The following is a 25,127-nucleotide window of genomic DNA, read 5'->3' as shown; positions in this document are numbered from 1 at the left end:
GTCATGAGGCAAGACCTCGGACAGCCGAAGAACATAAATTAACCAATTTACTACAGTTAACAAATAATCTGCCGATAATCATAGAGCACAGTTACAAGAAAAGGAAATGATATGAAAGTCAGCGGCCATGAAGCGGGTGTCCTGCCTCAAGTAGTATCGAATTCAACTGTAAAAGTCAGTCCATCGGACAACGGCAAAGAGCCATTGCAAAGTGCGACTCGTCAGCTAGCTCAGGATGTTTATAGTAAAGAAGAACAGCCAGATGAAAACCCAGTTTATAGTCGCCCTCTGGTGTTAGGTGTATCACAAGAATACGCCGACAAAATGAGGGACTCTCTTATCATGACAGGCGAAGCAATTGGTCAGCTATACTTGGGTGGTGATATGTATCATTCGGCTGACAAAATGGCATCTGAATATGACCTGTTCATGTCGACACTCAAAGAAGAAGCACCTCATCTAGCAGAAAAGGATTGGGGATTCTCCGTGGATGCAGACGGAGAACTTAAAGTTTCGGGTGAGTTAAGCCAGAACGAGATTATTAGCCTAGAGGACCGGCTAAATAAAAACGAAGAACTCGTTTCACTAGCGCAAAGCGTTAAAGAGCAGTTTTTGAAGTATACCGAGCTTGAGCGTAATGATAATGGTGGAGCCAGTAAACTCTGGGGTAAGTACGATGTTAATACTCAAAATTTCAGTGAAATTATAGATATCAGAGCCCTAATGGAAGGGAAAAGAGAATCGGAAGAAACAACGGAACGGTTTGATAGAAGATTAGATCTATCTGGCTTTGTGAGCAACATAGAAAACCAGCTCAACTCTAACGCCGAGATAGCGTATTCATTTTAAGAGTAAAAACACCAAACACCACCCAATAAAAAACCCAGCCGAAGCTGTAATGCCAGTCAGTTAAGCTGACTGGCATTTTTTTTATAAGGATATTTTTGCGGCTTTTTTCGGACCGCACGAGGATAACGCCTATCGGGCACCTTATCAGGTAAAGCATACAACCTGAGTGTCTCAAGAAGTTTTTGGTAGAACTGAGGGAGCTTGCTGCCACTATGGAGGGGCGTGAACATAAAAAATGCAACAACTTCCCGCATGCACAAGCTAAAACTTAATCGAGTTGGTGATAGTTTGTCTTCATCATTGGTCGCCTCTATCATCGCGATACGCACCAAGTTGTAAGCGAGTAATAACCCCCATAATTCCTGGCACACCATATCCGGCTTTTTACTGCGTAATGTCGTTTTTGATTGATGCAGTCCCTGCTTCATTTCCCGGAAGCCTAACTCGATTTCCCAACGCTGAGCATACACTTCGGTCAGCTCATCATAAGGATAACGCATCACATCCGTTAACGAGCTTAATACCCGGTACTGTTTCCCATTGACCCTGTAGCTCGTCAGGCGGGCCGTTATCTTTGGCGGTAATTCATTAAACTTTTTTCGGGCCTGAGGGCTGGTCGCGAGTGAAACTATGGCGTCTTTATCACCCAGTTTTTGAAGGGTATCAAACTGCAAATCTTTTTTCGCCGGCATCATCCAGTGCGTGTTTTTACCGGACTGTTGCCAGCTATGTAACAAGCCCAGTGAATAATACCCACGGTCAAACAAGGTTAAGGAGTTATCGGGAACAGAGTTTATAAGGCGCTGAGCAAGCGTCATCTCACCAACTGCCCGGCCTTCAAAAGCGCTGTCCAGCAATAAATGGCTGGACACTTCCATTAAGCAACACATACGAACTTGTGGATAGCTGCTTGCACCCTGAGCATTGCGCTCATTACCAAAGGCTTCCCGGTTCGCTGCATTATCATCAGTACGGTGTACAACACCATCAACAGCCAGCAGATTTAATTCACACCAAGTCTCAAGCGGTTGTGCGGAAAAAGCCCGTTGCGCTAATAATTTAAAGGTTTGCTGAACTGCTTCATAGCCCAGGCGCTGCCTGGCCTGAACCAATGCGCTGGGCGCTACGAGTCTATTTTTACCCGGTAAGGTGATATCCAGTCGACTAGCGATTTCCCATACGGTTTCATCACGAAATAAGCTCATCCCAATCACCGACCACATAACGGCATCTAAAGGCAGACGACGCCGTCTGACAGTGGCCACGCCTGCATGCTCAAAGGCCTGCGTTAAAATATCAGGGTCAATAATACGCTTTAATTTATCCAGCGAGTTGGCATTGTCTAAAAGTTCTGTTGTGCTGTTGAATGCTTGGATGAGGCTCATAAAAAATCCGATACTAGTTTCCTAGTATCGGATTCTGAACCCATTTAAGGATCGGTCAACCGATCGCTAAATTTTTTCTTAACTGATCGGCATTACAGCCGAAGCTGGGTTTTTTGTAAGCTTTGAAACCAATTACTTGATTTTAGCTTCTTTGAAGATCACATGCTTACGAACCACTGGATCGAATTTTTTGATCTCCATTTTTTCTGGCATGGTGCGTTTGTTTTTGTCTGTGGTATAGAAGTAACCTGTACCAGCAGATGACACTAAACGAATCTTATCGCGCATAATTTAGTTCCTTAAACCTTAACACCACGGCCGCGGAGATCCGCTAATACCGTATCGATACCGTTTTTATCAATGATACGCATACCTTTAGTAGAAATGCGTAACTTAACCCAACGCTTCTCGCTTTCTACCCAAAAGCGGTGCGATTGAAGGTTCGGCAGGAAGCGACGTCTAGTCGCATTGCGTGCGTGCGAGCGGTTGTTACCGACTACCGGACGCTTACCTGTAACTTGGCATACTTGTGACATGTCTTTACTCCAAAATTGCTGCAAGCTCGCCTGTCGCCCAACGTGACCTTGCCTATAAATCCGAGGGCGCATTTTATACAGCAAACTGCCCTTCTAATCAAGCTTATACGACGGAAATTTGATCGTCATCGATCGTTCGGTGCGGATTTTACGTGATTTTTAACCAAACCGCCAGTACAAAACTACAACAATCCGCGCTCTGCAAAAGAAATTGGATCGCCGGCACCCACCACGAAATGATCCAACAGCGCCACGTCAATTAAAGTCAGGGCTTTTTTGACCCGCTCCGTGACTCTCTGGTCAGCCTGGCTGGGTTCTGCAACGCCCGATGGATGATTATGTGCCAGAATAACCGCCGCCGCATTATACTGCATAACCAGCTTTATTACCTCACGTGGATACACTGGCGCGGCATTAATGGTGCCCTGAAACAGCTCTTCGTAACGTAACAGCCGGTGCTGGCTGTCCAGCAGTAAAATAGCAAAGACTTCGCGGCCCTGATGACGCAACTGTGAGGTTAAATAGTCTTTGACCATGGTAGGTTCGGTAAAGCCGTCTGAACGCTCCAGCTGCCATTTCAGGTAGCGTCGTGACAATTCCAGCACAACCCGCAACTGATTCACACGGGCCGGGCCTATGCCGTTGCAAGCCAATAGCTGCTCAGGAGTGGCTGTTAACAAAGCGCCTACACCGCCGAAGTCACTTAGTAAACGACGCGCAAAACTGACAACGTCCTGCCCGCCACTGCCGCTACCAAGTAAAATAGCTAATAATTCTGCGTCACTCAGGTATTCTGCCCCCTGGGTCTGCAGTTTTTCTCTCGGTCGTTCCGAAACGGGCCATTCCTTGACGCTCATTCTTTTCTCCTTAATTCTTACCTTAATTCTTAAGAGAGAAGTATAACGACCATCTACCCAGTTACGGGGTCTCATGTTATCTTTACACGACTTAACACTAAGGGGTTCGCATGGCACAGCTGCAGAACAAACACATACTTTTAGGTATTACCGGTGGCATTGCCGCCTATAAGGCACCTGACCTGGTGCGCCGTTTGCGTGAGCAGGGCGCAGAAGTTCGTGTGGTGCTGACTGCCGGTGCCAAAGCCTTCGTAACCCCACTTAGCTTACAAGCTGTGTCCGGCTTTACGGTCAGCGACGACCTGCTGGATCCCACAGCAGAAGCCGCTATGGGCCATATTGAACTGGCTCGCTGGGCTGACCAAATTGTTATTGCTCCGGCAACGGCTAACACCATTGCCCGCATTGCTCACGGCTTTGCCGATGACCTGTTGAGTACCCTGGTTTTAGCCAGTAAAGCGCCGCTCGCCATTGCTCCGGCAATGAATCAACAAATGTGGGCGGCTACTGCGGTGCAGGGAAACATTGAAACGCTACTTAGCCGTGGTGTGCAAATGATAGGCCCGGAAAGTGGCGAACAGGCCTGTGGCGATGTCGGTTACGGCCGCATGAGTGACCCTACAGAGATTGTGCAGGCGTTAATAAAAAAAGCCCCTGAAGCCAAGCAAGACTGGCAGGGTAAAACCTTTGTGATTACCGCAGGCCCGACCCGTGAAGCCATCGACCCAGTGCGCTACATCAGTAATCACAGTTCCGGAAAAATGGGGTATGCCCTGGCTGAAGCTGCTGCACATGCAGGGGCTGAAGTCATTTTAGTATCCGGGCCAACGCAACTGCCCACGCCCGCCGGCGTTCAACGCGTTGACGTAGAAACCACAGAACAAATGCTAAACGCGGTACAGCAGCAACTGCCAAACTGCGATGTGTTTATTGGTTGTGCCGCTGTGTCAGACTATCGGGTTGCTGAGGTTGCCTCGCAGAAAATAAAAAAAGAACAGAACAACCAGCCGCCACAACTAAAGCTGGTGCAAAACCCGGACATTCTGCAGCAGGTCGCCAGCTCTGAAAAACCACCTTTTACCGTTGGGTTTGCGGCCGAAACTGAAAACCTAAAAGCCAACGCGCTGCGCAAGCTGGAGCGAAAGCAGCTACAGATGATTGTCGCTAACGACGTCAGTCAGGTTGGACTGGGTTTTAACAGCGACAGCAATAACGCCATTATTTTGAGTAAGGATAGTGAGCAGTCACTTCCAACAATGAGCAAGCATGATATGGCTATTGCAATTATCGACGCGATAGCCAAACGCTATTTTGATACCACTGCCAATTAATAAGAAAGTGAGAACTCCATGACGCAAGTCGAAGTAAAGATTTTAGATGACCGCATTGGCCAGTCTATTCCGCTTCCTGAATACGCCACACAGGGCTCCGCCGGAATGGATCTGCGCGCCTGCCTGGACCAGCCATTAACCATTGAGCCAGGACAAACTCAGTTAATAGGCACCGGTATTGCCATGTACATTGGCGACCCGAATTATGCGGCCACTATTTTACCGCGTTCAGGGCTGGGCCATAAGCACGGTCTGGTGCTGGGTAACCTGGTCGGCCTTATCGACTCGGACTACCAGGGCGAGCTTAAAGTGTCCTGCTGGAACCGCAGTAGCCAGGCTTACACCATTGAACCCGGCGACCGTATTGCGCAACTAGTGATTTTGCCGGTTGTGCAAGCGCAAATGTCGATTGTTAAAGAGTTCCACGAGACGGATCGTGGTGAAGGTGGTTTTGGTCATTCTGGTCGTTCGTAGTTACAGCAACTAATCATTCTGGCCTCTCAAATAAGGAAAGTTACTGTCATGGCAGAACAAAAACGTAACCGTCGTGAAGAAATTTTACAGGCTTTAGCGGCAATGCTGGAAACCAGTCCGGGTCAGCGCATTACTACAGCAAAACTGGCGGCTAATTTAGGCGTTTCAGAGGCGGCTTTATATCGTCACTTTCCGTCGAAAGCGCGGATGTTTGAAGGGCTTATCGAGTTTGTTGAAGACACCCTGCTAACCCGTATTAACATGATTATGGACGAGGAGAAAAACACCCTCTCCCGCTGTCACGCAATATTGCAGCTATTGCTGACGTTTGCCGAGCGCAACCCCGGTATTACCCGTGTTATGACAGGTGATGCATTAATGGGTGAACATGACCGTTTGCGTGGTCGTATGGAAGATTTGTTCAACCGTATAGAGAGTTCAATTAAGCAAATACTGCGCGAGAAAGCGATGCGCGAACAGCAGCGCTTTATTGTGGACGAAGCGGTATTAGCGAACTTATTACTGAGCTATGCCGATGGCAAAATCAGTCAGTTTGTACGGTCTAACTTTAAGCGTTTACCGACCGAGCATTTCTCGGCTCAGTGGCAGGTAATGGAGCAACAGCTAATCAGTGCGTGAATAAAGGCGTAAAACAGATCACTCCGTTTTACGCTCACGGCTTAATAAATCGATAGCGGCCTGTTGCGGTTCTTTGCCTTCGTAAAGGACCGCATATATCTGCTCACAGATGGGCATTTCCACTTCGTTGCGCGCTGCTAAAGCAACCACTTCACGGGTATTACGGTAGCCTTCAACCGACTGCCCGATACTCTTCAGCGCTTCATCAACTCCTTTACCCTGACCTAAAGCCATGCCAAAACGGCGATTACGCGACTGATTGTCGGTACAGGTAAGAATTAAATCGCCCAAACCTGCCATACCAGTAAAGGTTTCGCTTTTTGCGCCTAACTTCAGACCTAACCGGGTAAGTTCAGCCAAACCGCGGGTAATAAGCGCCGTGCGGGCGTTAGCACCAAAGCCAATACCGTCGGCCATACCAGCACCAATAGCTATGACATTTTTAACCACGCCACCTAGCTGCACACCAATAAAGTCGTTATTGGTGTAAACCCGGAAAGAACGGTCACAATGCAGAAGCCCGGAAAGCTCTTCGACAAAGGCCTGATCGGTTGACGACATAGAAATGGCAGTAGGTAAGCCTTTAGCCATTTCAATAGCGAAAGTAGGACCGGATAACACAGCTAGCGGATGCTCGTCGCCCAGAGTTTCTTCTGCGACTTCGTACAAAAGACGCCCACTGTCCGGCTCTAATCCTTTAGTTGCCCAGGCAACGCGGGCATGTTCCGCTAACAAAGGTTTTGCCTGCTTCAGCATAGACGAAAACGAATGACTGGGAACCACAACCACTACGTTTTTCACGTCTTTAAGGGCTTCGCCTAAGTCGGCAGTAACCTTTAATGATTCGGGAAACGGGCACGCCGGCAGGTACTCTTCGTTTTCATGAGCCGTTTGCATAACGGCAACTTTATCGGCATCCCGCCCCCATAAGGTAGTAGGAATACCTTTACGGGCAAAACAAATAGCAAGGGCGGTCCCGTAAGAGCCCGCCCCTAATACTGTCACCTGAGGTGTCTGCATTATTGTATCTGCTTACGCGTCTGCAGTTTGCTGACCCTGAGCCTGTTCAGCTTGCTGCTGCATGTGACGCTGGAAAATCGCATCAAAGTTAACAGGAGCCAGGTTCAACTGTGGGAAAGTCGCACGGTTAACAAGGTTTGAAACGCACTCACGAGCGTAAGGGAACAAAATGTTCGGGCAGAAAGAACCCAGCATGTGTGCCAGCTGGCCGTCCTGAACTTCTTCACCAATAGTGAAAATACCCGCCTGATGTACTTCACAAAGGAAAGCAACGTCGTCTTCAACTTTGTTAGTTGCCGTCAGAGTCAGTACTACTTCGTAAACACCGTCTTCAATTTTTTCGTGTTTAACGTTCAGGTCTAATTTAAGGTCAGGCTTCCATTCTTTACGGAAAATAGCCGGAGAGCTTGGAGTTTCAAAAGAGATGTCTTTAGCGTAGATACGCTGAATAGCGAATTGTACTTGCTGCTGTTGGTTTTCAGCTGCTGCGCCGTTTGCTTGCTGTTCTTCAGCCATGATTTTACTTCCTATTCTTTTTTAAGTATTAGACGAATTTTATTATTTTTTCTGCGAAACCGGCAATTTGGCGCTGCGCCATGTGTTCATACCACCTTGCAGCACAGCAACTTGAGTAAAGCCTTCAGCCGTTAGCTGGCTAACTGCCGATTTTGCCGTCATTCCTGTTGCACAGACTATCACAATGGGGGCTTCTTTGAACTTTTCAATAGAGGAAAGTTCTTTTTGTTTAATTTTTTCCATCGGTAATGACACCGATCCGTGAATGTGTCCTTTCTTAAATTCATCCGGACTACGAATATCAACAAAAACGCCATCACCGCGGTTTACCCATACCGTGGCCTCTTGCGGTTCTAAATTTTTTGTCGGTGACATAGCCGAGCGAATCGTGGTCACAATCAGTGCGACTAGCAGCACAACCCAGATACCACTCATCATCGGGTTGCTTTTGACAAATTCCATAATTTCTTGCATAAGACCTACCAGTATTCGTCGGTAACAGAAAAGAGTTGCGGGTCAAGAGTATACCTGTACAAATCGCAGTTTCCAGAAAAATCTTGGGTGGATGCGTAAGCTCTGGAAATCGAGTAGAATGTTGGCTAATTTCATCTGTGAAAACACCGAGCAATGAGGCCCATTATGACTCCTACGATAAAACCTTTGGTATTGTTGATTCTGGACGGCTGGGGTTACCGTGAAGATGCACCTGATAATGCGATAGCCAAAGCGAATACTCCGGTTATGGATCGTTTATGGGAAAAATACCCGCATTGCCTGGTCGATGGCTCCGGTGGCGCAGTTGGTTTACCTGACGGCCAAATGGGTAATTCCGAAGTGGGTCACGTTAATTTAGGCGCTGGCCGCATTGTTTATCAGGACTTTACCCGCATTAGCAAAGCCATTTCTGACCGCAGTTTTTTCAGTAACACGATACTTTGCGACGCCCTGAAAAAAGCCAAAGCTGCTAAGGGTGCAGTCCATATTATGGGGTTACTCTCCGCCGGCGGTGTTCACAGCCACGAAGACCACCTGGTCGCAATGATAGAAATGGCGGTTGAGCAAGGCGCAGAAGACGTTTACCTGCATGCTTTCTTAGATGGTCGTGATACACCACCGAAATCGGCACTGCCTTCCATTGAACGTTTTGAAGCCTTATTCGCACGTTTAGGCAAAGGTCGTTTCGCCACCTTAAGTGGCCGCTTCTTCGCCATGGACAGAGACAAGCGCTGGGAGCGCATTGAACAGTCTTACAAAGCGGTTTATCACGGTCTTTCAGGGGTAACATCTGCCAACGCAACAGACGCAGTAGAAAACGCTTACGAGCGCGGCGAAACCGATGAATTTGTCACGCCAGTTATTATTGGGCAACCAGCACCAATTGCCGACGGTGATTCTGTATTTTTTATGAACTTCCGTGCTGACCGTGCCCGTGAAATGACTCAAGCCTTTGTCGACAAAGACTTCGACGGTTTTGACCGTGGCTCGCGCGCTGACATTAGCGAATTCGTTATGCTGACCCAATATGCCGATACCTTAGAAGCGCCCAGCGCCTTCCCACCCGAGCCTTTGAATAATGTACTGGGTGAATGGCTTGCTAAGCATGATAAAACTCAGCTGCGCATTTCCGAGACAGAAAAATACGCACACGTTACTTTCTTTTTCAGTGGCGGACGCGAGCAGGAATTTGAAGGCGAAAAGCGTGTTCTTATTCCTTCACCTAAAGTTAAAACCTACGACTTACAGCCAGAAATGAGCTCAGAACAACTTACCGACGAGTTGGTTGCAGCCATTGAGTCTCAAGCCTTTGACGTTGTGATTTGCAACTACCCGAACGGTGACATGGTTGGACATACTGGTAATTTTGATGCCGCCGTTAAAGCTTGTGAAGCCGTTGATCATAGTGTCGGACGAGTGGTTTCGGCATTAGAAGCTGTTGGTGGTGAATGTCTGATAACGGCAGACCATGGCAACGCAGAGCAAATGAGTGACGCCACTACCGGGCAGGCACATACCGCTCATACGAACGAACTTGTGCCTTTTATTTATGTGGGCCGACCGGCTAAAGCCCGAAATGGACGCCTGTCAGACGTTGCACCAACCATACTGCATTTAATTGGCATGGAGCAGCCGGACGAAATGACCGGTACGTCGCTAATGACGTTAGAACAGGATTAACTTATGCCAATAAGGCTGTTTTGGGCAGTGGCGCTGGGGCTGGTTGTTATCAGCCCCGGTTTAGCGCAGGACTATAGCGAGGATGATAAAGCCTCGACTCAAGCCGAAATTGCAGCGGTTAAAGAGGAACTGGCTAAGCGTTTACAGGCTATAGAAGAGCGAAGCAGTGCACTAAACTCAACTGAACGACAACTGCGTGATCTGGAAATAAAAACCTCAGAAATAGCCGGCTCTTTGCGCCAGACCGAAACCGAACTTAAAGAAATTACTGCAGAAATAGCTGACTCAGAACAACGCCGCGAAGAGCTTAAGCAAAAACAAAAGCAGCAGATGACACAACTGGAAGATCAGCTGGTTTCCGCTTATATGAACGGTAAACACGACTTTCTGAAAATGCTGTTAAACCAGCAAGACCCTGGCCAGTTTGAAAGAATGTTGAGCTATTACCAATACATGAATGCCGCCAGAGTTGAAGAGATTGAAGTTATTCGGCGCACTCAGGAAGAAATTGCCACGCTGACAGAACAACTTAAGCAGCAACAAAACCAGTTAGCGAGCTTACAGGCCGAACAACAAGAACAACGCGCGCAACTGGAGCAGCAGCAACACCGGCAGGAAGAGAAGTTAGCAGAGCTGCAACAGCAGCAACGTAAAGACCGGTCCCGGGTGACTCAGCTGGAGCAAAGCCGGGAGCAATTAGAGCAGGTATTAAGTGCCATTGAAACCGCGCTGGCTCAGCAAAAAGACGTTCGTCTGGTTGGCCTGCAGGCAGTCAAGAATCAACTTCGCTGGCCAAGTGACGGAGACGTGAAACGCTTGTTTGGACAACGCCGCGAAGGTCCGCTTGAATGGAAAGGTGTGCTCATTGAAGGACAAAACGGCCAACCGGTTCGCTCTATTGCTAACGGCCGTGTGGTATATGCAGACTGGCTGCGAGGCTTTGGTTTAGTCATCGTTATTGACCACGGTGAGAGTTATATGAGCTTATATGGCCACAACCAGACATTAACAAAAGCGGTTGGTGATAAAGTGCGTAAAGACGAAGAAATTGCACTGATGGGTCAGTCTGGTTCACGTAATAGTGCGGCACTTTACTTTGAAATTCGCCATCAGGGGCGTCCACAAAACCCAAGTAACTGGATACGCTAATGTTAAGGTTTGTGCTAGCTTTGGGGTTATTGCTGTGTCTGTCGGTTCCAGTCTACGCCTCTAAAATCGCCATTGTTATCGACGATATAGGCAATAATAAAAACGATTTAAAAGCAGCTCTGTTACCCGGTAATATCAGTTTCGCAGTGCTGCCCTATACCCCTTATGCCCGCGCTTTTGCTTTACGTGCCCATCATCAGAAAAAACAAATACTACTGCATATGCCAATGGAAGCCGTTGAAAATAACCGACCGGGTCCCGGCGTGGTTACGGCGGATATGAACAATGCGCAGATCAAACTGCAACTGGTTGATGCGCTGGACTCAATACCTTACGTTACTGGCGTGAATAATCATATGGGCAGCAAGTTAACTCAACTGCACATGCCAATGCAGGCAGTGATGGAAACACTGGCGGCGCGCAAACTCTTTTTTATTGATAGCCGGACATCTGAGTTCAGCGTTGCAGAAAAAATGGCGGGAGAATTTGGTGTACGAACATCACATAGGCATGTGTTTCTTGATAACCAAGTTGATGAACCCTATTTACGGCAGCAATTTGAACAACTGCTGAGTATAGCCAAACATCAGGGACAGGCCATAGCTATTGGACATCCTTACCCAGAAACACTCAGCTTTTTGCAAAAGCAACTACCATTATTAAAAGAGCAGGGTATTGAATTGGTATTCGTATCTGAGTTAACCACAGTAGTTAACCGCAATGAGTATCTTCTTCCAGTGACGTCAGCAAAATAAGCGCCTGCTCGCGAGTTTCGCCGCAGACATAGTCATCGGCAGAAAACTCACCACACACTTTCGGCCGTTCTGGCTTCCCAAATAAACGACACAAATTATCGTCATCGAGTTGAACACAACGCACACCCGCCGGTTTGCCGTTAGGCATACCGGGGATGGGAGAACTAATTGAGGGGGCTATGCAGCAAGCGCCGCAACCAATGCGGCACTTCATTTAGCTCATTGCGAGACGAAGTTTCTTCATCGCGTTTTGTTCAAGTTGGCGAACACGCTCTGCCGAGACTTCGTATTTTGCTGCCAGGTCATGCAGCGTCGTTTTGTCTTCCGATAACCAGCGAGACTGGACGATATCCTGACTACGCTCATCTAAGTGACTCATTGCACCCAGCAGTTTCTGCTGTGTATGGCTTTCGTAGTCTTCCGCTTCAATTTCTGCGGCTAAGTCGGAACGCTTGTCTTCCAGATACATAGCCGGAGAATAGGCACTGCCCTCTTTCGAGTCATCGTCGTCTGAACTCAGTTCAAACGCCTGATCGTGAGCGCTCATGCGAGTTTCCATTTCCAGCACTTCTTTAGTACTGACACCCAGCTCATTAGCTACAGTTTCAACTTCTTTCTGGCTAAACCAACCTAAACGCTTTTTCATTTTACGCAGGTTAAAGAACAACTTACGCTGTGCTTTAGTGGTTGCCACTTTAACAACGCGCCAGTTACGCAGCACGTATTCATGAATTTCTGCTTTTATCCAGTGAACAGCAAAAGACACCAGACGCACACCAACTGATGGGTCAAAGCGTTTCACGGCCTTCATTAGGCCAATATTGCCTTCCTGAATTAAATCGGCTTGCGGCAGACCATAACCCGAATAACTACGAGCTACGTGTACCACAAAACGGAGATGCGACATGATGAGTTCTTTCGCTGCATCAAGGTCACTGTTCTCGTATAATCTTGTTGCCAACGCCTTTTCTTTTTCGGCGGTGAGCATAGGAATACGGTTGACTGACTGAATATAGCCGTCGAGTCCTGCCCCTTGGGGAACCGATAATGCCATAGTGTTTAATTCAGTGCTCATTTAACAACCTCTACTTAAAATACCGACTTAATTACTGCTTTTTCAGTCAGCTTTTAAGACCCTTTTTGAGTCTAAAAGTTCCATTATGATCATTGCAGATCAGGTAATTCAGTATAACTAAGCCTATGGCTTTCGCAACCCCATTTTATTCAGGTTCTATGCTTTGTATATGACGTCTTACAGCTAAGTAAGAACCTGCTAAACCTAATCCTACAGCGACCAACCATATAATCAACAGCTCGCCTAACGTCAGACCATTTAATTGGAAAGGCGTTTCGTAAAGTTCAGTTAAATCTACTACGGCGCTCTCGACCCACCAGATCAGTAACGCGGTAGCTAACCAGGCAACCAGTCCGCCAATAATTCCGTACCAGACTCCGGTGTATAAAAAAGGACGCTGAATAAACGCGTTAGTCGCGCCGACCAGTTTCATCACCATAATTTCATCACGCTTGGACAGTATATTTAACCGAATCGTATTCCCTACAATAAGCACCACCGACAAACACAGCACCACAGCCAGCGCTCCAAGAATATCTTCAATTAAATTGAGAATTCCCTGTAGTCGGTTAAGCCATTCCAGGTCCATTTTCGCGTAAGCGACTTCGCGCTGTTTTTCCAGCCGGTTGAGCAATTCCTCGGCTCGCTGCGGTGAGCGATGCGACTCAGCCGGAATAACCACCAACACGTCCGGCAGCGGGTTTGATGACAGGTAATCCAGTGTTTCACCAAAGCCCGACTCTTTCTTAAACTCTTCCAACCCCTGCTCTTTTGGAATAAGGCGCACTGACTCAACACCTTCGGAGAGTTCCGTTTGCGTTTTTAATGTATCGACTTCAGATTGCTGCAGATCCTTCCTTAAAAACAAGGTAACTTCAGAGGCTTCCTGCCAATTATCAGCAATACTGGTAGTATTTTTGACTAACACGTAAAGTGACGACGGCAGCGTCAGACTCAGCCCCAGTACCGCCATTGTCATAAGAGAAGCAAAAGGATTACGCCACAACTCGCCTAAACTCGCAATGGCCTGCTGGGCATGATGCACAGGAACCATAACGAGTCTGCGCCACCAGGGCAATCGGCCGCGATTACTGGCACCTTTTTCAATGCTGCGGTTGCGGAACAATAAACTCATAGTTCACTGTCCTCCAGACCATCGTTAATCATACGTCCGTCTTTTAAAGTTAGCGTGCGGTAGCGTAAGCGTGCAATGAGGCCTAAATCGTGGGTGGCAATGAGGACAGCAACACCGACTTTATTAAATTCTTCAAACAACCGGATAATTTCCATCGACAACTTAGGATCGAGGTTACCGGTGGGCTCATCGGCCAGTAGCAAAGGTGGCTTAGTCACAATAGCGCGGGCAATACCCACTCGTTGCTGCTCACCACCGGATAACATTTTCGGATAGTGTTTTACTTTGTCGGCTATACCCACTTTCTCCAGCGCAGCCACGACACGCTTGCGCGCCTCCTGAACACTGTAGCCTTCGATAATCAGCGGCAACGCAACGTTATCAAATACCGTTTTATCCATGAGCAGGCGGTGATCCTGAAAAATCATGCCAATATCACGACGCACATAAGGCACTTGCGAGGGCTTAATCTTTCGCAAATCGTGCCCGTTAATCAGCACCCGGCCTGCGGTTGGTCTTTCCATTAAGCTGATGAGTTTAAGCAAGGTACTTTTACCCGCACCGGAATGACCCGTTAAAAAGGCCATTTCACCGGGCTCTACGTGGAAGTCGACATGGCTTAGCGCCTGATGGCCTCCACGATAGGTTTTACTGACTTGCTCAAAGCGGATCATGATTAACTCGCTGTTGTCTGTTCTGATTCGTCTACGTTACGGTCAAATAGCGCCGCGATAAAGTCTTTTGCCACAAAAGGCCGTAAATCTTCTAAGCTTTCGCCCACACCAATATAGCGAATAGGAATAGCGAATTGGTCTGCGACCGCGAAAATCACCCCGCCTTTTGCGGTGCCGTCGAGCTTAGTCATCACAATACCCGAAACGCCCACAGCCTCGGTAAAGAGTTTCGCCTGGCTAATAGCATTCTGACCGGTACCAGCGTCAAGCGTCAGCATAACTTCGTGCGGCGCTTCCGGGTCCAGCTTTTTCATTACCCGAACCAGTTTTTTCAGCTCTTCCATTAAGTTGGCTTTATTTTGCAGGCGTCCGGCGGTGTCCGCAATAAGCACATCAACGTCGCGTGCTTTAGCAGCCTGCAGCGCGTCATACAGAACAGAAGCGCTGTCGGCTCCGGTATGCTGAGCAATAACCGGAATGTCGTTACGCTCGCCCCACACCTGAAGCTGTTCTACCGCCGCCGCACGGAAAGTATCACCGGCGGCCAGCATTACCGACTTACCTTCAGCTTTAAATTGCTTAGCCAGCTTGCCAATAGTGGTGGTTTTGCCCACACCGTTTACGCCGGTCATTAGAATCACATAAGGCGAGTCAGATTCCGGTATCTCCAGACGCTTATCGACTGGTTTTAAAATCTCGGCTAACTGCTCTTGTAACAGCTCATACAAAGCTTCCGCGTCTTTTAACTGCTTGCGGTCAGCTTGTTTTGTCAGATTATCAATAATTTTGGTGGTGGTCGCGACACCCAAATCTGCCATTAATAGCTGAGTTTCGAGTTCTTCAAACAGGTCGTCATCAATTTTCTTACCACGGAATACGCCAATAAGACCTGAACCGATAGAACCGGAAGTTCTGCGTAAACCTTGGGTCAGACGTGCCCAGAAACCTTTCTTCTCACCCTTCTCTTTTGGTGCGACTTCGGTTGGTTCTGGTTTATGTTCTGGCTTATGTTCAGGTTTAGCTTCGGATTTAGTTTCTGATTCTGGCTCTGGTTCAACAACTGACTCAGGCTCGTTAACCACTTCAGGTTGAGCTGCTTCTTTCGCTTCCGGAGCAGTTTTTGCCGCATGCGATTCAGCAGTCACTTGCGCACAGTCGTCAGCTGCACTGGGCAATTCTTCGCGTGTCTCGATTCTTTCTGGTTTCGGCTCGTCCTGACGCTTAGGTTCAGGCTCAGCTTCTGAGTCAGGCTCTGGCTGCTCTTGTTCTTCTACTACTGCATCTTCTTTTTTCTCTTCGGCCTCGGGTGCCTTTTCATTACGCTTTTTCTTAAACAGCGAAAACATCGACATATTGGTTTCCTTGGAACTGACACGCAGGAATCGTTAAACTATAGGCTTTAGTTTACCATGCTGTTAACAAACTGACGACGGTCTGAATAAAGGAAGCCACAGAGTGAGACAAAAACGCCAGACAAGCGCCAGCGGCGACTATCGGATTATTGGCGGACAATGGCGCGGTCGTCGCTTACCCGTAGCCGACAGCCCGGGTTTACGCCCCACCACGGACCGCGTGCGCGAAACTCTGTTTAACTGGCTGCAGTGGGACATTACCGACGCCCGGGTGCTGGACTTATTTGCCGGCAGTGGCAGCTTAGGTTTCGAGGCTGCGTCGCGTGGAGCGGCGCAGGTTACTCTGATAGAAGCGGTAAAATCCGTCAGCCAGCAGTTACAGAATAATGTCAGCTTGTTAAGCAGCGAAAACATTGATGTTATTACTCATAACGCACTCGACTGGCTGCAAACTCAATCCGCTGAAGCCTACGACATTGTTTTTATTGACCCGCCGTTTCGCGAAGGGCTGGCTGATAAAACGTTAAAACTACTGGATGAAAGCAACTGGCTGGCAGCCGACAATCAGGTGTATCTGGAAACAGAAAAAGAGTGGCCATTGAAATTACCGGCAAACTGGCGTGTGACCAAAGAGAAAACTCACGGACAAGTTTGCTTTCGCTTACTGACGAAGGACATAGCATGAAAGTTATTATTATTGCGGGCAAAGTGGTTTTTGCCGTTATCTGGCTGGGTCTTTTTGCTCTGCTTGCAGGAGCAAACGGCGAGCTCAGCACTCAGTCCATTGGTTTGCTGAGCTTATTATTAGCCATTATGGTTATTACTCACTTGCTGCTGCTTGGTATTTTTGTTGCCACTATGAAAGAAGCCTTTCCCTGGCGCAAAGGCGACAGCTGGCAAATTCTGGCCTTTGGCATTTTCGCCTGGCTGTCTATTCTTCAGCGTCCAAAGCCAGACCAAGGTTCGACACCCCCTCGTCGTTAAGCATCATTTTTAACTGGCTTACCAAAGCTCTGTTTACCGCAGGCTGTTGTTCAAGAAAGTTGATCATGGCCTGCTGAATCGCAACTTCGTATTCCATTAGCTCATGTGTCTGAACGTGTTCTTTTAACTGCTCGGTACCCACTTCTTCGGCGTCATTGAGTTCAATAAATTTCGCCACACTGGCTTGTGATATTTTTGCCACATCCAGAAAGTTAGATCCGTTATCGTCCAGCAGCCCCTGCAACAACGTACTCAACGCCGTGCAGGCATCCATTGCCGGGTAGACACCCAGCATATCGTGCCCGTATTCACTGGGCGTTTGCTCGTCGACTTTTTCCTGCCAGCGGGTAAAGTTAACCTTCGTTTTCTTCGGGTTCGCGACCCAGTCCCAGCAGGCATTTAGCGTGCCGTGCAAAGGTTTACTGTCGCCAAAGCCCGTTAGCTGATGAAAAAAGTCATAGTTTGGAACCATACGTTCACAGAGGTATAACGCCATAACAATTTGCTGTTCACGCGGCAGTTCGCGTATGCGCTGAAAGGTATCGAGTTGACTCACGTTCCGGCTCCAGACAGTGTATGCTTATCACTGTGTCGTTTTATTCGTTAAGGGCTCGTATTATGCCGAAGTTATCGCTCCCCTGCCATGCCGATGTCGTACAAGCGCAGCAAAGAATTAATAGCTATACCGTCAAGACCCCTGTGCTGACAAACCCTGCGTTAAATCAGCAATTGGGCTGCGAATTATTTTTCAAATGCGAGAATTTGCAACGTACCGGGGCCTTTAAGTTCCGTGGTGCCACTAACGCGCTACTTAAGCTTAGCCCGGAGCAGCGCCAGCAAGGGGTTATCACCGTGTCTTCCGGCAATCATGGTGCGGCATTAGCCCATGCAGGTAAAGCTTTGGGTGTAAAAGTAAAAGTGGGTGTACCCATTAATGCTCCCGCAATAAAACGGCAAAATATTGAAGCCGGTGGTGCGGAAACTACCGACATAGAACCCGGTATGGCAGCGCGTGAAGCCATTGTGGCCAAGTGGCAAAAGGAAGGTAAAAGTCACTTTATACCGCCTTATGATCATGCCGACATTATTGCTGGTCAGGGCACAGCAACACTTGAGTTACTGGAGCAAACTGACGCACTGGATGCGGTAATCACGCCACTGGGTGGTGGTGGCTTGCTTTCAGGTGCCTGTCTTGCCTGCGACGGTACCGAAATACAAGTGTTCGGCGCGGAGCCGGAATTAGCGAATGATGCTTTCTTGTCGTTAAAAGCCGGAGAGCGGCAACCGGCGTTACCCGCGAAAAGCCTGTGCGATGGCTTACTGACTCAAGTTGGTGAATTGCCTTTTGCTATTATTCAGCAACGTATCAGCGATATCTTAGTCTTGAAGGATGAAGACACCCTAAGCGCCATGAAGCTGATTTGGCATCATCTGAAAATTATTGTGGAACCGTCGTCTGCTATCGCTTTAGCTGCGGTTATACAAAATAAGTCGCTATTTGAAGGTAAACGAGTGGGGTTGGTGCTGAGCGGTGGTAATGTTGCAGCGCAGCCGCAAGATATAAAGCTGCGCCAGTAGTCGAGCCTATATCAAAACTTAGGTTGCGAAGATTTGACTGTCGTCGTTGAAGGTTTTGAATTCTAGCGCGTTACCGCAGTAATCGTAGAAGAACATAGTGCCCTGCTCGCCCGGCTTACCTTTGAAGCGAATGTAGGGTTCTATGACAAACTCAATATCCGCAGCTTTCACACGTTCTGCCAACGCTTCCCAGTCGTCACGTAATAAGACAACGCCAAAATGTGGAACAGGAACCGAATGACCATCAACGCCGCTGTGATTTTTTAAACCGGCAACATTGGGTGCTACATGAGTCACAAACTGGTGACCAAAGAAGTTCCAGTCTATCCATTCGTCACTGCTGCGTCCCTGTGACAGCCCAAGCACATCGCCATAAAACGCACGGGCATTATCGAGTGAGCTGACAGGAATGGCTAAATGAAAGGGTCGTACATTAGTTGTGTCTGACATACTGCTAAATTGCCTTGCTCTTTAGCCACTTAATGGCTGAGCTTTGCCGTTATGTTTTGTGGTGTACTGGTTTGCGGCGAACGACGCCACATTCTGACACCAATAGCGAACACAAGAAGCGCCCAGTTTACCGGTGGAATGAAACCGGCGGTTAATACCGCTAACAAATTCCATAGTGGTTTTTTCTGATGCTGGCCCACTAAAGTATAAAACAATAGAGCGGCTACGAGTCCTTGGAGTACCATGAGGCTCAATAGCATAAGTCTTTCCTTTTCGTTATTTAAAAAACGTCTTTGCGTTTCTGTTTTTTGTTCTAAATCAGCTTTTACTCGCAAGTAATTACTGATAGATAAAGACTACTCAATTATGACTAAACTGTAAAACTTTGTATAAGCCTATGAAATTAAAAGTAAAAAACCGACCAAAAGGCCGGTTTTACATATTAAATATTGAATTTTTAATCGTTAATAGCGATTAAAATGCATTAAGCGCGTTGTCTAAGTCGGCTTTAAGATCATCCAGATCTTCAATACCAACAGACACCCGCACGAAGTTATCCAGAATGCCTAACTTCTCACGATTCTCTTTTGGAACCGATGCGTGAGTCATAATAGCCGGGTGCTCAATCAGCGATTCAACGCCGCCCAGGCTTTCCGCCAGAGCAAACACTTCTACCGACTCCAGGAATTTGCGCGCCGCTTCTAAATCACCTTTCAGTAAAATAGAAATCATGCCGCCAAAGCCCTGCATCTGCTTTTTAGCCAACTCGTGCTGAGGATGGCTTTCAAGTCCCGGGTAAATGACTTTTTCCACTTTCGGGTGTTGCTCAAGCCACTTAGCTAATTCCATTGCCGCTTCATTGTGATGACGCATACGCAATGCCAACGTCTTCACGCCGCGCAGTGCCAGGTATGAGTCAAACGGACCGGCAATAGCACCTGCTGAGTTCTGTAAGAACAGCATACGCTCAACCAGGTCGTCATTGTCGCCCACAACAGCAATACCGCCGACCATATCAGAGTGACCATTGAGGTATTTGGTTGCCGAATGCATAACCATGTCTGCGCCCATCTCCAGCGGACGCTGGTTAAACGGCGTAGCGAAGGTGTTGTCCACCACCACAATAATGTCCGGGTTCTTTTTCTTCGCCAGTTTAACGATGGCTTCAATGTCGACCAGTTTCAGCATCGGGTTGCTTGGCGTCTCGACCCAAATCATGCGGGTGTTGTCCTGAATGCTGGCTTCCACTGCGCTTAAGTCAGCTAAGTCGACATAAGAGAATTTCAGGCCAGCAGAGCGTCCGCGCACTTTATCGAATAAGCGGAAGCTACCGCCGTATAAATCGTCCATAGCAACGATGTGGTCGCCGCTGTCCAGCAGTTCCAGAATGGTCGAGGTTGCTGCCATACCAGACGCAAAAGCCAGCCCTTGCTTGCCACCTTCCAGCGATGCAACCGAACGTTCCCAGGCAAAACGCGTGGGGTTGTGTGAGCGTGAATACTCAAAACCTTTGTGCTGGCCCGGGCTTTCCTGAGCATAGGTAGAGCTGGTAAAAATAGGAGGCATTACCGCACCGGTAACAGGCTCCGGAGACTGCCCACCATGAATGGCGCGCGTCGCGAATTTCATTGTCTTTTCATTTGCCATGATTCAGGTTCCTTAATTTACAACAAGTATTACAGCAGGTTTTGCTCACGCATCCAGTCGTCGTTGAACAGTTTGGACAAGTAACGGTTACCCGTATCACAAGCTAGCGTCACAACGCGTTTTGGCTCGGTTTGTTGTTGGCAATAACGCAGCGCCGCTGCAATTAAAGTTCCGCTTGATGAACCCACCATAACGCCTTCTTTTTCCAGTACTTTACGCGCGGTTTGCATGCCTTCTTTATCAGAAATAGCAAATGCAGTATTGGCTAATTTAATATCACAAATGGTCGGGATAAAATCTTCACCAATGCCTTCGGCCAACCAGCTGCCAGCTTCCACTTCTTCGTTACGGTTAACCAGTGGTTCTAAAATAGAACCTGCCGGATCAGCCAACACTAAGTCGATATCGCTTTTTTGTTCGCGTAAATAACGGCCAACACCGGTTAAGGTTCCGCCAGAGCCAACACCACAAACGAACGCATCCAGTTTACCTTCCATTTGTTCCCAAATTTCCGGGCCAGTGGTTTTGTAGTGAGCATCGATGTTTGCCGGATTCTCAAACTGGTTAACATAGTAATAACCGTTCTCTTCCGCCATGCGCGCCGCCATGTCCTGATAATATTCAGGGTGGCCTTTTTGCACATCGGAACGCGTCTGTACCACTTCCGCACCCATAGCACGCAGGTTGTTTACTTTTTCCTGGCTCATTTTGTCCGGCATAACAATTTTCAGCGGATAGCCTTTACTCGCCGCCACTAACGCCAGACCCAGTCCGGTATTACCGGCCGTCGCTTCAATAATGGTATCGCCCGGCTTTAATTTGCCTTGCTTTTCAGCCTGTTCAACCATTTCCACCGCAATACGGTCTTTAATAGAGCCGCCCGGGTTCTGCAGCTCGAGTTTTAAATACAGCTCGCACGGGCCGGTGTCCATATTGGTAACGCGCACCATTGGCGTGTTGCCGACCATTTCCATTACATTATTAAAAACTTTCATATTGGCTCGCTTTGTTGTCGAGTGTCTGGTTCAATATTAGGCCATTATCCCTTGACTGAGCTCGCTAAACAACCTTGCGCTTAGAACCGGATGATAGTTGTTATAACTAACCCCAAAATGAGGCTGTTATGCTGGATTTACGCAGTGATACCGTAACCCTTCCCAGCGCTGCTATGCGCACCACCATTGCCGAAGCGACCGTCGGTGATGATGTTTATGGTGAAGACCCGTCAATTAACGCGCTGGAAAAGCGGGTGGCTGAATTGCTGGGTAAAGAAGATGCTTTGCTGTGCAGCTCGGGTACCCAAAGTAACTTACTGGGGTTAATGAGCCACTGCCGTAATGGCGAAGAATACATTGTGGGCCAGGAATATCACACTTACCGGTACGAAGCCGGCGGCGCTGCAGTTTTAGGCAGCATAGTGCCACAGACCATTGAGGTAGAAGCCGACGGAACCTTGTCACTCGACACCATTAAACAACGGATAAAACCTAACGATCCGCACTTTCCTATTACCCGGTTGCTGGCTTTTGAAAATACCCACGGCGGGCAACTGATTGACCAGGCTTATTTTGATAAAGCCCGAATTCTGGCGGACCAGAATGGTTTGTCGATGCATTTAGACGGCGCACGTTTACCTAATGCCGCCATTGCCAGCGGCCGCAGCATGGCGGAACTTGCCGCGCCTTTCGACAGCGTGTCTCTATGTTGTTCAAAAGGTCTTGGTGCGCCTATTGGTTCACTGCTGGCAGGCTCAAAAGAATTAATTGCCCGCGCTCGACGTTGGCGCAAAATGGTCGGCGGCGGTATGCGTCAGGCCGGGTTTGTTGCCGTAGCCATTGATTACGCGTTAACGCATCAGTTTGAGCGTATACAGCAGGACCACGACAACGCGAAATGGTTGTTTGAACAACTTTCTGAGTTGCTGGCAGGTACCGAAGCCAAAGTCGGCTATTCCGGTACCAACATGACCTTTGTCGAGCTACCGGACAGTTTACCGGCGGACAGCTTGCGGGAACTGATGGCAGAACACGACATTAAGCTGCCCGGCGGCCAAAAGCTGCGACTGGTGTGCCATCTGGATGTCAGCCGCGAACAGCTGGAGCGTTTTGTCGAATTGTTCAAACAGTGGCTTAGTAGCGAGCACTGAGGTTGCTGGCTTCGTAGCCTGACGTTCACGTCAGGTGGGGTGTCAAGCTAACCATCAATGGTAATTCTTACCTCTTGGTATAAACAGGCAAATCGCATCTGACGCAATAGCGTCAGGCTACCCTTCTTCGGCTTCTTTATCTTCTGGGCCCTTGATTTCCATGACCTGAGCTCTTTGCTTCAGGACTTTCTTTTCCGATGCCACAAATCGCTTCAGGAGTTGCCTAATTAACGGTTGGTATCCCAAGTTATAATGCTCTGCGATGGTCTTCAAATCGTCGATGAGCTCTTCTTCCATACGAATAGATATAGGCCGCAGTCGCACAGACTGATTGATTGCATCTTCAATTGCCTGGTCAAATCCCACACGTTCTACATAAGCTTCTTCTTGACCTAATTCACCACTATCCCATTTTTCATCTTGCTCAACCGCTTCTCTGATATCTTCTTTTTTCATACGACTCTCCAATTCATGCCGGGATATTTTTAGCTTCCATACTTTTCATAGATTCTTTGCTCTAACGAATTAGCTTCATAAGCAGTCTTTATATAGATAGCTCCGTTAGAATGAATGAAGCAAACTTTTAGCTTTACCCCGTTATCTGTCTCGGATACAAACCATTGAGTAGGTGGAATGGTGCCATGCTTCTCTCTTTGATCTTTCAAGAAGCCACCTTGTCTATTTGCAAAAGCCTCTCTGATCATGCTTTCTGAGACGTTATGCTTGTTTCTTAGTTTTTCCCTAACTTTATCGCTAATTTCCAGCACAACTCCTCCATTGAATTGTAGCGTAACACGTTTGTATATACAAAATAATCACAAGCTTTGCACCTGATCAATGAGTCGATCTAGGGATCGGTAATTGAGAGCTTCGGCTAAATGCTGCTGCTCAATGGCGTCACTCTCAGCCAAATCAGCAATGGTTCGGGCCAAGCGTAATGTACGATGATAAGCCCGATGCGAAAGCTTCATTTTCTCTGAGGCTTTTGCTAAAAACGCTTCTGTTTTATCTGACAGCTCGCATACTTGCTTCAGCGCTTTGGGCTTTATTTCACTGTTCAGACAACCCTGTCGCTGTATTTGGCGCTGCCTGGTTTTCTCTACTAAGCTTTTTGCTTCTGCAGAAGTCATTTGGCTATTGCGTTTAGCTCCACCATTCAGACTCATTGATTCCGTTTCTCGTGGTACCATGACCTGGATATCAATACGGTCTAACAAGGGGCCCGACAGCTTGCTTAAATATTTTAGAATTTGATCCGGGGTGGACCGGCAGTTAGCTAAAGAGCCATCGAATTGACCGCAGGGCGAAGGGTTCAGCGCGCAAACCAGCTGAAAATTAGCCGGGAATTTGACGTTGTATCCTGCACGACTAATGGTAATTTCACCACTTCCGAGTGGTTCACGTAAGCAGTCCAATACATGTCGACTGAACTCGGGCATCTCATCTAAAAATAATAACCCATTGTTTGCTAAGGATATTTCTCCCGGACGAACAGAATTACCCGCGCCCCCTCCGACCAACGCCGCAGCAGTACAAGTATGATGAGGAGATCTCAGTTCTCGCCGGGTCAGAGCGTCCGCATGATGGTAATCAAAAGACACCGACTTAACCGCCGCAATTTCCATGGCTTCCTGCTCGGTCAGTGGAGGTAATATGCCATTAAGCCGTTGCGCCAGCATGGTTTTTCCCGTACCTGGTGGCCCGACGAACAACAAGTGGTGCTTACCGGCCGCCGACAACAACAAAGCTCGTTTTGCCTGCTCCTGCCCAACCACGTCGGCTAAGTCGCCATCATGGTTCGATGATTCCTTTGCCCAATTTATCGGCTTTGATTCCCTCAGTGGCTGGTGATCGTGCAAATGTTCATAAACACTGACCAAATCGGCCGACAACCAGCTCTTTTGTTCACGTACTAACCCGGCTTCCTGCTCGTTAGCAATAGGCACAAACGCCTGCCGCTTTTTATTACGACACGCCAATAAGGCTGGGATTAAACCATTCACAGCCCGCAACTCGCCGGTTAACGCCAGCTCACCATAGAATTCTGCTTGCTCTAAAATACTGTCCGGTATTTGTCCCGAAGCCGCCAATATCCCCACCGCTATGGCCAAATCATAACGCGCCCCGGTTTTGGGGATATCCGCTGGCGCCAAATTCACTGTAACACGCGTGGCTGGCGGGTATTCAAATCCCGCGTTCATCAAGGCGGTTTTGACCCGATCACGAGCCTCCTTAACCGTGGTTGCCGGCATGCCGACCATAGTAAAGCCTGGCATTCCCCTTGCCAGATCCACTTCAACCCGAATTTCCGGCGCATGAATACCTATCAATGCCCGGGTATAAACTCGCGCTAACGCCATCTGTCTCTCCGTGACTAAACAACGGCGTAACTATAAGCCT

Annotated in this window: 31 protein-coding genes; 11 read left to right on the top strand and 20 right to left on the bottom strand. The window is 48.1% G+C overall.

The features are described from left to right. Positions 1–111: 111 nt before the first annotated feature. A complete protein-coding gene (locus tag B2U97_RS08440; protein ID WP_272988087.1) occupies positions 112–849 on the top strand; it encodes a hypothetical protein in 738 nt (245 codons plus the stop codon). 56 nt (positions 850–905) lie between these two features. Here the strand turns inward: B2U97_RS08440 and B2U97_RS08435 are convergent, their stop codons facing one another. The 4 genes from B2U97_RS08435 to radC form a co-directional block, all read right to left on the bottom strand. After that, a complete protein-coding gene (locus B2U97_RS08435) occupies positions 906–2,234 on the bottom strand; it encodes an IS4 family transposase (protein WP_272988089.1) in 1,329 nt (442 codons plus the stop codon). Positions 2,235–2,366: 132 nt separating this feature from the next. Beyond that, complete coding sequence (gene rpmG, locus B2U97_RS08430) at positions 2,367–2,522, bottom strand: 50S ribosomal protein L33 (RefSeq protein WP_006953863.1); 156 nt, start codon at positions 2,520–2,522, stop codon at positions 2,367–2,369. A gap of 11 nt (positions 2,523–2,533) precedes the next feature. Continuing rightward, complete coding sequence (gene rpmB, locus B2U97_RS08425) at positions 2,534–2,770, bottom strand: 50S ribosomal protein L28 (RefSeq protein ID WP_011233504.1); 237 nt, start codon at positions 2,768–2,770, stop codon at positions 2,534–2,536. 182 nt (positions 2,771–2,952) lie between these two features. Then, a complete protein-coding gene (gene radC, locus B2U97_RS08420) occupies positions 2,953–3,627 on the bottom strand; it encodes a RadC family protein (RefSeq protein ID WP_011233503.1) in 675 nt (224 codons plus the stop codon). 110 nt (positions 3,628–3,737) lie between these two features. Here radC and coaBC point away from each other — a divergent pair, with 110 nt between their 5' ends. Genes coaBC through slmA form a run of 3 tightly spaced genes read left to right on the top strand, consistent with a single transcriptional unit; the run spans position 3,738 to position 6,071 of the window. After that, entirely contained in the window at positions 3,738–4,958 is a 1,221-nt protein-coding gene (gene coaBC / locus B2U97_RS08415; RefSeq protein ID WP_286824111.1) for a bifunctional phosphopantothenoylcysteine decarboxylase/phosphopantothenate--cysteine ligase CoaBC, read from the top strand. Between the two features lie 18 nt (positions 4,959–4,976). Beyond that, on the top strand, positions 4,977–5,432 hold the full coding sequence (dut, locus tag B2U97_RS08410; RefSeq protein ID WP_286824112.1) for a dUTP diphosphatase: 456 nt from the start codon (positions 4,977–4,979) through the stop codon (positions 5,430–5,432). Between the two features lie 48 nt (positions 5,433–5,480). Further along, a complete protein-coding gene (gene slmA, locus B2U97_RS08405; protein ID WP_011233500.1) occupies positions 5,481–6,071 on the top strand; it encodes a nucleoid occlusion factor SlmA in 591 nt (196 codons plus the stop codon). Positions 6,072–6,089: 18 nt separating this feature from the next. Here the strand turns inward: slmA and gpsA are convergent, their stop codons facing one another. From gpsA to B2U97_RS08390, 3 genes are read right to left on the bottom strand one after another with little or no spacing between them, the layout of a single operon-like run. Next, positions 6,090–7,091, bottom strand: coding sequence for an NAD(P)H-dependent glycerol-3-phosphate dehydrogenase (gpsA, locus tag B2U97_RS08400; RefSeq protein WP_034818938.1), 1,002 nt, complete (start codon positions 7,089–7,091; stop codon positions 6,090–6,092). Positions 7,092–7,103: 12 nt separating this feature from the next. Further along, the gene (secB, locus tag B2U97_RS08395; protein ID WP_011233498.1) at positions 7,104–7,607 is read right to left on the bottom strand and encodes a protein-export chaperone SecB; all 504 of its coding nucleotides are present in this window, start codon (positions 7,605–7,607) and stop codon (positions 7,104–7,106) included. A gap of 42 nt (positions 7,608–7,649) precedes the next feature. Beyond that, positions 7,650–8,081 carry a rhodanese-like domain-containing protein gene (locus tag B2U97_RS08390; protein ID WP_011233497.1) on the bottom strand — a complete coding sequence of 144 codons (432 nt, stop codon included), beginning with the start codon at positions 8,079–8,081 and terminating at the stop codon, positions 7,650–7,652. 165 nt (positions 8,082–8,246) lie between these two features. On the opposite strand from B2U97_RS08390, the gene gpmI reads away from it, so the two are divergent. Genes gpmI through B2U97_RS08375 form a run of 3 tightly spaced genes read left to right on the top strand, consistent with a single transcriptional unit; the run spans position 8,247 to position 11,686 of the window. Then, a complete protein-coding gene (gene gpmI, locus B2U97_RS08385; RefSeq protein WP_286830418.1) occupies positions 8,247–9,782 on the top strand; it encodes a 2,3-bisphosphoglycerate-independent phosphoglycerate mutase in 1,536 nt (511 codons plus the stop codon). Positions 9,783–9,785: 3 nt separating this feature from the next. Next, positions 9,786–10,931, top strand: coding sequence for a murein hydrolase activator EnvC family protein (locus B2U97_RS08380; RefSeq protein WP_286824115.1), 1,146 nt, complete (start codon positions 9,786–9,788; stop codon positions 10,929–10,931). After that, positions 10,931–11,686, top strand: a complete 756-nt coding sequence (locus B2U97_RS08375; RefSeq protein ID WP_286824117.1) for a divergent polysaccharide deacetylase family protein — start codon at positions 10,931–10,933, stop codon at positions 11,684–11,686. Before B2U97_RS08380 ends, B2U97_RS08375 begins: the two co-directional genes overlap by 1 nt. Here B2U97_RS08375 and B2U97_RS08370 read toward each other — a convergent pair. From B2U97_RS08370 to ftsY, 5 genes are all read right to left on the bottom strand, one after another. Then, on the bottom strand, positions 11,643–11,900 hold the full coding sequence (locus B2U97_RS08370; RefSeq protein ID WP_082815434.1) for a YkgJ family cysteine cluster protein: 258 nt from the start codon (positions 11,898–11,900) through the stop codon (positions 11,643–11,645). The two genes, B2U97_RS08375 and B2U97_RS08370, sit on opposite strands and share 44 nt — an antisense overlap. Beyond that, positions 11,901–12,761 carry an RNA polymerase sigma factor RpoH gene (rpoH, locus tag B2U97_RS08365; RefSeq protein WP_034818946.1) on the bottom strand — a complete coding sequence of 287 codons (861 nt, stop codon included), beginning with the start codon at positions 12,759–12,761 and terminating at the stop codon, positions 11,901–11,903. Positions 12,762–12,906: 145 nt separating this feature from the next. Beyond that, entirely contained in the window at positions 12,907–13,896 is a 990-nt protein-coding gene (ftsX, locus tag B2U97_RS08360; protein ID WP_011233491.1) for a permease-like cell division protein FtsX, read from the bottom strand. Next, the gene (gene ftsE / locus B2U97_RS08355; RefSeq protein WP_011233490.1) at positions 13,893–14,570 is read right to left on the bottom strand and encodes a cell division ATP-binding protein FtsE; all 678 of its coding nucleotides are present in this window, start codon (positions 14,568–14,570) and stop codon (positions 13,893–13,895) included. Before ftsE ends, ftsX begins: the two co-directional genes overlap by 4 nt. Before the next feature lie 2 nt (positions 14,571–14,572). Next, a complete protein-coding gene (ftsY, locus tag B2U97_RS08350) occupies positions 14,573–15,922 on the bottom strand; it encodes a signal recognition particle-docking protein FtsY (protein ID WP_272989455.1) in 1,350 nt (449 codons plus the stop codon). A 103-nt stretch (positions 15,923–16,025) separates the two neighbouring features. On the opposite strand from ftsY, the gene rsmD reads away from it, so the two are divergent. Beyond that, entirely contained in the window at positions 16,026–16,607 is a 582-nt protein-coding gene (gene rsmD / locus B2U97_RS08345; protein ID WP_272989458.1) for a 16S rRNA (guanine(966)-N(2))-methyltransferase RsmD, read from the top strand. Further along, a complete protein-coding gene (locus tag B2U97_RS08340) occupies positions 16,604–16,906 on the top strand; it encodes a membrane protein (RefSeq protein WP_011233487.1) in 303 nt (100 codons plus the stop codon). Before rsmD ends, B2U97_RS08340 begins: the two co-directional genes overlap by 4 nt. Here the strand turns inward: B2U97_RS08340 and B2U97_RS08335 are convergent. Continuing rightward, the gene (locus tag B2U97_RS08335; protein ID WP_272989462.1) at positions 16,854–17,462 is read right to left on the bottom strand and encodes a YjaG family protein; all 609 of its coding nucleotides are present in this window, start codon (positions 17,460–17,462) and stop codon (positions 16,854–16,856) included. The genes B2U97_RS08340 and B2U97_RS08335 overlap by 53 nt on opposite strands. 62 nt (positions 17,463–17,524) lie before the next feature. Between B2U97_RS08335 and B2U97_RS08330 the strand changes: the two genes are divergently transcribed. Beyond that, the gene (locus tag B2U97_RS08330) at positions 17,525–18,484 is read left to right on the top strand and encodes a threonine ammonia-lyase (protein ID WP_272989464.1); all 960 of its coding nucleotides are present in this window, start codon (positions 17,525–17,527) and stop codon (positions 18,482–18,484) included. 18 nt (positions 18,485–18,502) lie between these two features. Here the strand turns inward: B2U97_RS08330 and B2U97_RS08325 are convergent, their stop codons facing one another. The 4 genes from B2U97_RS08325 to B2U97_RS08310 form a co-directional block, all read right to left on the bottom strand. Beyond that, positions 18,503–18,934: a VOC family protein gene (locus B2U97_RS08325; protein ID WP_011233484.1), complete on the bottom strand. Its 432-nt coding sequence runs from the start codon at positions 18,932–18,934 to the stop codon at positions 18,503–18,505. Positions 18,935–18,963: 29 nt separating this feature from the next. Further along, positions 18,964–19,194 (bottom strand): hypothetical protein, encoded by a 231-nt coding sequence (locus B2U97_RS08320; protein ID WP_050731324.1) that lies wholly within the window; start codon positions 19,192–19,194, stop codon positions 18,964–18,966. 214 nt (positions 19,195–19,408) lie between these two features. After that, positions 19,409–20,581, bottom strand: coding sequence for a cystathionine gamma-synthase (locus tag B2U97_RS08315; protein ID WP_011233482.1), 1,173 nt, complete (start codon positions 20,579–20,581; stop codon positions 19,409–19,411). 29 nt (positions 20,582–20,610) lie between these two features. After that, positions 20,611–21,576, bottom strand: coding sequence for a PLP-dependent cysteine synthase family protein (locus tag B2U97_RS08310; protein ID WP_286824124.1), 966 nt, complete (start codon positions 21,574–21,576; stop codon positions 20,611–20,613). A 128-nt stretch (positions 21,577–21,704) separates the two neighbouring features. Between B2U97_RS08310 and ltaE the strand changes: the two genes are divergently transcribed. Continuing rightward, the gene (gene ltaE / locus B2U97_RS08305; RefSeq protein ID WP_286824125.1) at positions 21,705–22,727 is read left to right on the top strand and encodes a low-specificity L-threonine aldolase; all 1,023 of its coding nucleotides are present in this window, start codon (positions 21,705–21,707) and stop codon (positions 22,725–22,727) included. A gap of 117 nt (positions 22,728–22,844) precedes the next feature. Here the strand turns inward: ltaE and B2U97_RS08300 are convergent, their stop codons facing one another. Genes B2U97_RS08300 through B2U97_RS08290 form a run of 3 tightly spaced genes read right to left on the bottom strand, consistent with a single transcriptional unit; the run spans position 22,845 to position 25,087 of the window. Further along, positions 22,845–23,183 (bottom strand): hypothetical protein, encoded by a 339-nt coding sequence (locus B2U97_RS08300; RefSeq protein ID WP_011233479.1) that lies wholly within the window; start codon positions 23,181–23,183, stop codon positions 22,845–22,847. A gap of 29 nt (positions 23,184–23,212) precedes the next feature. Further along, entirely contained in the window at positions 23,213–23,494 is a 282-nt protein-coding gene (locus tag B2U97_RS08295; RefSeq protein ID WP_286824126.1) for an ADP-ribosyl-(dinitrogen reductase) hydrolase, read from the bottom strand. A 48-nt stretch (positions 23,495–23,542) separates the two neighbouring features. After that, positions 23,543–25,087, bottom strand: a complete 1,545-nt coding sequence (locus tag B2U97_RS08290) for a YifB family Mg chelatase-like AAA ATPase (RefSeq protein WP_286824127.1) — start codon at positions 25,085–25,087, stop codon at positions 23,543–23,545. Between the last annotated feature and the right edge of the window lie 40 nt (positions 25,088–25,127).

Source organism: Idiomarina sp. UBA3176, assembly GCF_002364295.1.
GTDB classification, from domain to species: domain Bacteria; phylum Pseudomonadota; class Gammaproteobacteria; order Enterobacterales; family Alteromonadaceae; genus Idiomarina; species Idiomarina loihiensis.
This window is presented reverse-complemented; position numbering and strand designations above follow the sequence as displayed.